At 69.4% G+C, this 7,281-nt stretch carries 8 protein-coding genes; 7 read left to right on the top strand and 1 reads right to left on the bottom strand.

What is annotated here, in order from left to right; translation table 11 throughout:
* The 5 genes from ACJ73U_RS44075 to ACJ73U_RS44055 form a co-directional block, all read left to right on the top strand.
* Nucleotides 1-1,302, top strand: a 1,302-nt coding sequence (locus ACJ73U_RS44075) for a class I tRNA ligase family protein (RefSeq protein WP_407783755.1), incomplete at its 5' end; no start/stop codon positions are given.
* Nucleotides 1,295-2,644: a bifunctional tetrahydrofolate synthase/dihydrofolate synthase gene (gene folC / locus ACJ73U_RS44070; RefSeq protein ID WP_407783754.1), complete on the top strand. Its 1,350-nt coding sequence runs from the start codon at nucleotides 1,295-1,297 to the stop codon at nucleotides 2,642-2,644. The genes ACJ73U_RS44075 and folC, both read left to right, overlap by 8 nt.
* Entirely contained in the window at nucleotides 2,641-3,015 is a 375-nt protein-coding gene (locus tag ACJ73U_RS44065; protein ID WP_407783753.1) for a DUF4233 domain-containing protein, read from the top strand. The genes folC and ACJ73U_RS44065 overlap by 4 nt, the downstream gene beginning before the upstream one ends.
* A gap of 54 nt (nucleotides 3,016-3,069) precedes the next feature.
* On the top strand, nucleotides 3,070-3,477 hold the full coding sequence (ndk, locus tag ACJ73U_RS44060; protein WP_407783752.1) for a nucleoside-diphosphate kinase: 408 nt from the start codon (nucleotides 3,070-3,072) through the stop codon (nucleotides 3,475-3,477).
* A gap of 253 nt (nucleotides 3,478-3,730) precedes the next feature.
* On the top strand, nucleotides 3,731-4,654 hold the full coding sequence (locus ACJ73U_RS44055; RefSeq protein ID WP_407783751.1) for an ABC transporter ATP-binding protein: 924 nt from the start codon (nucleotides 3,731-3,733) through the stop codon (nucleotides 4,652-4,654).
* A gap of 157 nt (nucleotides 4,655-4,811) precedes the next feature.
* Here the strand turns inward: ACJ73U_RS44055 and ACJ73U_RS44050 are convergent, their stop codons facing one another.
* Nucleotides 4,812-5,519, bottom strand: a complete 708-nt coding sequence (locus ACJ73U_RS44050; RefSeq protein WP_407783750.1) for a hypothetical protein — start codon at nucleotides 5,517-5,519, stop codon at nucleotides 4,812-4,814.
* Between the two features lie 217 nt (nucleotides 5,520-5,736).
* Between ACJ73U_RS44050 and ACJ73U_RS44045 the strand changes: the two genes are divergently transcribed.
* Both ACJ73U_RS44045 and ACJ73U_RS44040 read left to right on the top strand, forming a co-directional pair.
* A complete protein-coding gene (locus tag ACJ73U_RS44045) occupies nucleotides 5,737-6,504 on the top strand; it encodes an ABC transporter permease (RefSeq protein ID WP_407783749.1) in 768 nt (255 codons plus the stop codon).
* A partial coding sequence (locus ACJ73U_RS44040; RefSeq protein ID WP_407783748.1) for an ABC transporter permease occupies nucleotides 6,504-7,281 on the top strand: 778 nt, incomplete at its 3' end. The genes ACJ73U_RS44045 and ACJ73U_RS44040, both read left to right, overlap by 1 nt.

Genomic DNA, 7,281 nt, shown 5'->3' with positions numbered 1-7,281 from the left:
GGTTGGCGTCAGGACGAGGACGTGCTCGACACGTGGTTCTCCTCCGGGCTCTGGCCCTTTTCCACCCTGGGCTGGCCCGACCGGACCCCCGAGCTCGAGAAGTTCTATCCCACAACGGTTCTGGTCACTGGCTACGACATCCTGTTCTTCTGGGTCGCCCGGATGATGATGTTCGGGCTGTACGCGATGGACGGCAGGCAGCCGTTCGACGACGTGTACCTGCACGGCCTGGTCCGCGACCCGTTCGGCAAGAAGATGTCGAAGTCGCGCGGCAACGTCATCGACCCGCTGGACTGGCTCGACCGCTTCGGCGCGGACGCCACCCGGTTCACGCTGGCCCGCGGCGCGAACCCGGGCAGCGACATGGCGATCGCCGAGGACTGGGCGGCCGGGTCGCGCAACTTCTGCAACAAGCTGTGGAACGCCACCCGGTTCGCGCTGATGAACGGCGCGACGGTCGAGCGGCCGGTGCCCGCGCGGGACACGCTGACCGACGCGGACCGCTGGATCCTCGACCTCACCGACGCCGTCGTGTCCGAGGTGGACGAGCTGTTCGAGGACTACCAGTTCGCGAAGCTGTGCGACTCGCTCTACCACTTCACCTGGGACGAGCTGTGCGACTGGTACCTGGAGATCGCCAAGGTCCAGATCGCCGAGGGCGGCGAGCGCGCCGACTCGACGCGTGCGGTCCTCGGGTACGTCTTCGACGTCGTGCTCCGCCTGCTGCACCCGCTGATCCCGTTCGTCACCGAGAGCCTGTGGACGACCCTGACCGGCGGCGAGTCGCTGGTGGTCGCAGACTGGCCGCCGCCGGCGGGTGCCGCCGCGGACGCGGACGCGGCGCGGCGGATCGCGGGTGTGCAGAAGCTCGTCACCGAGGTCCGGCGGTTCCGCAACGACCAGGGCGTCAAACCGAACCAGCGGGTCCCGGCACGACTGTCCGGTGTGGATGAAGCGGGGCTTTCCGCGCTGGCGCGGGCGGTTTCCGCGCTCGCGCGGCTGGAGGCGCCGGCCGAGGAGTTCACACCGAGCGTGTCGGTCGAGGTGTCGCTGCCGAGCGGCCACGTGCACGTCGAGCTGGACCTGTCCAGCGCGGTGGACTTCGCGGCCGAGCGCAAGCGGCTGGAGAAGGACCTGGCGGCGGCGGAGAAGGAGCTGGCGGGCTGCGAGGCGAAGCTCGGCAACCCCAACTTCACCGACAAGGCGCCTGCGGCGGTGGTCGAGAAGATCCAGGCGCGGCGGGACGTCGCCGCGACGGAGATCGAGCGGATCACCAAGAGGCTGGAGTCGTTCGGTGACTGAGGCCCTCGACGATCTTCGCCAGGTCGAGACGGAGCTCAACACCCGCTGGCCGGAGACGAAGATCGAGCCAACGCTGCAGCGGATCGGCGCGCTCGTCGACCTGCTCGGCGACCCGCACAAGACCTACCCGGTCCTGCACGTGGCCGGCACCAACGGGAAGACGTCGGTCACCCGCATGATCGACGCGCTGCTGACCAGGATCGGGTTGCGCGTCGGCCGGTACACCAGCCCGCACCTGCAGCTGGTGACCGAGCGGATCGCGATCGACGGCGCCCCGATCAGCCCGGAGCGGTACGTCGAGGTGTACCGGGACGTCGAGCCGTACGTCGAGATGATCGACCGCGGCGCCGAGATACGGATGAGCAAGTTCGAGGTGCTGACCGGCATGGCGTTCGCGGCGTTCGCGGACGCGCCGGTCGACGCCGCGGTGCTGGAGGTCGGCCTCGGCGGCAGCTGGGACGCCACGAACGTCGCGGACGCGAAGATCGCGGCGGTGACGCCGATCGCCGTCGACCACGTCGAGTACCTCGGTTCCGACATCACCGGGATCGCGCGCGAGAAGGCGGGCATCATCAAGGCTGGCTCGATCGCGTTGCTGGCCGAGCAGCGTCCTGAGGTGATGGAGGTCCTGCTACGGCGTTCGGTCGAGGTGGACGCGACGGTCGCGCGGGCCGGCCTGGAGTTCGGCGTGCTGCGGCGGGACGTCGCGGTGGGTGGCCAGGTCGTGAAGCTGCAGGGGCTCGGCGGCGCGTACGAGGACATCTTCCTGCCGCTGCACGGCGAGCACCAGGCCGCGAACGCGGCACTGGCGCTCGCCTCGGTGGAGGCGTTCTTCGGCGCGGGCGCGCAGCGGATGCTCGACCAGGAGGCGATCCGCGAGGGCTTCGCGTCCGTGGTCGTACCGGGCCGGCTGGAGCGGGTCCGTTCGTCCCCGACGGTGTTCGTGGACGCCGCGCACAACCCGCACGGCGCGCAGGCGCTCGCGGACGCGTTGGACGCCGACTTCAACTTCCGCCACCTGGTCGGCGTGGTCGGCGTGATGCACGACAAGGACGTGCGCGGGATCCTCTCGGCACTGGAACCGGTCCTGCACGAGGTGGTCGTGACGACCAACTCGTCCGAGCGCGCCATGCCCGCGGAGGAGCTGGGCGACATCGCGACGGAGATCTTCGGCCCGGACCGGGTCGACGTGCGCCCCCGCCTGGACGACGCCGTGGAGACGGCCATCGCGCTCGCGGAGGAGGACGCGGGCGAGCCGCTGTCCGGCGTCGGCGTGGTGGTGACCGGCTCGGTGGTGACGGTGGGCGAGGCACGGGCACTGCTGGGCAGGAAACCGGCGTGACGTCGCGCCCGGACCCCATGAAGTCGTTCGTCGGCGTGATGTCGGCGACGCTGGTCCTCGAGGTGATCGTCGTCCTGCTGGCCCTGCCGGTGGTCGCCAAGCTCGGCGACGGCCTGGCGACGTGGCAGGGCGTGCTCGTCGGCGTGCTGGCCCTGCTGCTCCTGGCCACGTGCGCGTTCCTGCGCCGGCCGTGGGGCAGGTGGCTGGCGGCGGGCCTGCAGGTGGTGCTGATCGCCTGCTGGTTCGCGATGACCGCACTGGGCATCGTGGGCCTGATCTTCGCCCTGGCGTGGGCCGTCCTGCTGTGGATGCGCCACGACGTCGCCAAGCGCATGGCGGAGGGCAGGCTGCCGAGCCAACAGGCGGAATGAGTGCCCGTTACGCTCGTCGCGCAGAAGTTCCCCCATGAAGGAGTATCCGAAGTCGTGAGCGAGCGCACCCTGGTGCTGATCAAGCCGGACGGCGTGAGCCGTGGGCTGGTCGGCGAGGTCATCTCCCGCATCGAGCGCAAGGGCCTGACGCTGGCCGCGCTGGAGCTGCGCAACGTCGAGCGGAGCGTCGCGGAGCAGCACTACGCCGAGCACGCCAGCAAGCCGTTCTTCGAGTCGCTGCTCGAGTTCATCACGTCTGGCCCGCTCGTGGCCGCGGTCGTCGAGGGTGACAACGCGATCGCCGCGTTCCGCCAGCTGGCCGGCGCCACCAACCCGGTGCAGGCCGCGAACGGCAGCATCCGCGGCGACTACGCGCTGGAGGTCCAGTACAACATCGTGCACGGCTCCGACTCGCCGGAGTCCGCCAAGCGCGAGATCGACCTCTGGTTCCCGGGCGTCTGAGTTCCGCGTCGAGGGCTTGATCGGATCCGACCAAGCCCTCGACCGTTTCGCCCCCGCCGAGGAAGCCCGCACGCCCGCTCGAAGGACATTCCAATCACCGCCGGTGACGAACATCTCACGGCCAACGCGGAGGAGCGGGCCGTCCAGCTCCGGGAGAAGATCGCGGCACCCGAGGCGGAGCTGGACCGGTTCAAGAAGAAGTTCGATCGCCAGGACTAACGAATAGTTAGCGCGATCTGCCTACTCTCCGTACATGACATTGGTCGTGGCACGCGGTCTGGTCAAACGCTTCGGCAGGCTGACCGCGGTGGACGGGATCGACCTCGAGGTCCGGCGCGGCGAGGCGTTCGGCTTCCTCGGTCCCAACGGGGCGGGCAAGTCGTCGACCATGCGCATGATCGGTTGCGTCTCGCCACGCACCGGCGGTGACCTGCGGGTGCTCGGCATGGACCCGGACCGCGACGGGCCGAGCATCCGCGCGCGCCTCGGGGTCGTGCCGCAGCAGGACAACCTCGACACCGAGCTGACCGTGCGCCAGAACCTGCACGTCTACGGCCGGTACTTCGGCCTGCCCAAGGCCCACGTGCGGGCCAAGGCGGAGGAGCTGCTCGTCTTCGCGCAGCTGACCGAACGTGCCGACGACGAGGTCGGCCGGCTCTCCGGCGGCATGAAGCGCCGCCTCACCATCGCGCGGTCGCTGATCAACGACCCCGAGCTGCTCCTGCTCGACGAGCCGACCACCGGCCTGGACCCGCAGGCCCGGCACCTGCTGTGGGACCGGCTGGTGCGGCTCAAGCACAACGGCGTCACGCTCATCATCACCAGCCACTACATGGACGAGGCCGAGCAGCTGTGTGACCGGCTGGTCGTGATGGACCGCGGCCGGATCGCCGCCGAGGGCAGCCCGTCCGAGCTGATCACCCGCTACAGCACCAGGGAGGTCGTCGAGCTGCGCTTCCACCCCGACGTGGACACCGCGACCGTGGCGACCCGCCTCGACGCCCTCGTCGACCGCGTCGAGACCCTCCCCGGCCGCCTCCTGCTGTACGCCGAGGACGGCGACGCGGTCCTGAACGCCGTCCACACCCGCGACGTGCACCCGGTCTCGACCCTAGTCCGCCGCAGCACCCTGGAGGACGTCTTCCTCCGCCTGACCGGCCGCACCCTAGTCGACTAACCGCGTGTCCAACGCCCAGAACTCGCGTGTCCAACCAAACGGACCGCTGAGTTCGACGAAACCTGCCGTCCGATTCCGTTGAACACGCGGGTTCGGCAGGTTGGACACACGGGTTCGGAACGTTGGACACGCGGGTTCCGAAGGTTGGACACGCGGGTCAGGTCAGCTGGTCCAGTGCGGTGCGGCCCGACTGTCCACTCAGGTCCCAGTCGATCGCGCCGAGCAGCAGGGCGATGACCGCGTCGGCGAGGATGTTCGCCTCTTTCCAACTGTGGCGGGGATGCCCGCCCGGTCGCATGCGGTACCGGAGCACGAACCCGTCCAGCATGGCCTGCAGCACCAGCGACAGCCGCTTGAACGTCCACTCCGGACGCAACACGAAGTCGTGCTGGTCCGCGAGCGTGTGGTACAGCCGCAGCCACGCACGCGTCGTCTCCCGCGAGCCGGGGGCGAGCGCCTTCGCCAGCTGCGGGTACCGGGGGAGCAGCGGTCCGAGGTGCAGCACCAGATAGCTGCGCGGGTGCTGCACGAGGCTCGTCAACAACTCCTCGGTGACGTCCGCGATGTGCTCCGACATCGTCGCTTCCCGGCTGTACCGCGGCATCGGGATCTCCGGCCGCGTGGGATCCGGCCGCAGCAACGCGTACACCACGGCGTCCGCGAGGAAGTCGTCCCGGGTCGGCCAGCGGCCGAAGAACTCCCGCCGCCGGGCGGCCTCGCCGGACCACTTCGGTGCCATCCGGATGATGTCGTCGGTACGCAGCCAGTCCAGTGCGGCCGGAAACGTGATGTGGCCGAGCCGCATCGACTGTTCGGCGCCGATCGGCTCCGCCTGCAGGTAGGCGTCCAGGAGATCGGCGGCCACGGAGAGAAATCCCACGGCCGTCAGGTCGTGACGGGAGGGACGTGTGCGGAGATCCACCCTGTGGCCTTTCGTCCATGGCGAAACCAACAGAGAATGTTTCCTTATCGCAAGGAAAAACGCTGCCCTGCGAACGAGTGAAGATTGCCGACACGGAATGTGCTCACCATTTGAATCGTCATTTGACGGTGCAAACGCCATGGCGCGTACGGCCAATGCCGTGTGCGCGACATTTATCGTCGTCGAGGGGATGTGGACGTGGTACCGCCGCAACTGGCGCGCCACCTTCGTCTCCAGCGTCGTCCAGCCCGTGTTGCTCCTGCTGGCGATGGGTTTCGGCCTCGGCTCACAGGTCCGGTCCACCGGTGCGACCGGCGGGCACGAGTACGTCGTCTACCTGGCACCCGCGTTGCTCGTGACCACGGCAGTGCAGATCGCGGCCTTCCAGTCGACCTACCCGATCCTGTCCGCGTTCAAGTGGCAGCAGACCTACCACGGCATCGCCGCGTCACCGATCACCCCGGGCCAGATCTTCGCGGGCCACCTGCTGTGGGTGGCGCTGCGCGTCGCCGTGTCCGGCGCCGCCTACCTCCTCGTCGCCGCCGCGCTCGGCACGCTCACCGACGTCACGGTGCTCGTCTCCCTGCTGGTGGCCGTGCTCACCGGCGTCGCCTTCGCCGCCCCGATCGCGGCCTACTCGGCGACGCTGCCGACCGAGGGACAGCAGTTCAGTTCCCTGTTCCGGTTCGTCGTCACGCCGATGACCCTGCTCGCCGGCACGTTCTTCCCGATCTCGCGGCTACCCGCGTGGGTACGTCCACTCGCGTGGGTCACGCCGCTGTGGCACGGCACCGAGTTGTCCCGCGGTGCCGCGTTCGACGGCCTCCCGCTGCTCGCCGTGGCCGGCCACCTGGCGTTCCTGCTGGCACTGCTCGGCATCGGTACCTGGTTCGGCGTGCGGACCTTCACCGAACGGCTGGCCGCCTGATGGGGTTGCTCCCGCGGATACTGCCGGTCGGCATGTACGCGGGCCGGGCGCGGGTGCTGGTCGAACGGTCGTTGCTGGTGAACCGGCGGACCTGGCTCGCGGTCGTGTCCGGGTTCTGCGAGCCGCTGTTCTTCCTCGTCGCCATGGGCGTCGGGTTCGGCTCGCTCGTCGGCGACGTGCCGGGCCCGGCGGGACCCGTCAGCTTCGTCGCGTTCGTGGCTCCCGCGCTGCTGGCCGCGTCCGCGATGAACGGGGCGATGTACGACGCGACGTTCAACATCTTCTTCAAGTTCAAGTACGCCAGGCTGTACCAGGCGATGCTGGCCACCCCGCTCGGCCCCATCGACGTCGCCGTCGGCGAGATCACGTGGGCGCTGCTGCGCGGCGGCCTGTACGCGGCCGGCTTCCTGACCGTCATGCTGGCCATGGGGCTGGTCGCGTCGCCATGGGCGCTCCTGGCGTTGCCCGCGGCGCTGCTGGTGGCGTTCTCCTTCGCCGCGGTCGGCATGGCCTGCACGACGTTCATGCGCTCCTGGCAGGACTTCGACCTCATCCAGCTCGTGCTGATGCCGATGTTCCTGTTCTCCACGACGTTCTTCCCGCTGACCGTGTACCCGGGCTTCGTGCGGCTGGTCGTCGAGTGCCTGCCGCTGTACCAGGCGATCGAGCTGATGCGGAAGCTGTGCGCCGGAGCGGTCGGGGTCGGGCTGCTGGGCCACGTCGCGTACCTCGTGGTCATGGGCGGGATGGGCGTGGTGGTCGCCACCCGCCGGTTGG

Origin of the sequence: Actinophytocola sp., assembly GCF_045807065.1 — a bacterium.
Classification (GTDB): domain Bacteria; phylum Actinomycetota; class Actinomycetes; order Mycobacteriales; family Pseudonocardiaceae; genus Actinophytocola.
The sequence above is the reverse complement of the archived record's forward strand: the minus strand, read 5'-3'. Positions and strand labels throughout refer to the sequence as shown.

Coding starts and splice junctions, on each gene's coding strand:
- ACJ73U_RS44055 (WP_407783751.1), top strand. CDS start 3,731: ATGACATTGGTCGTGGCACGCGGTCTGGTCAAACGCTTCGGCAGGCTG.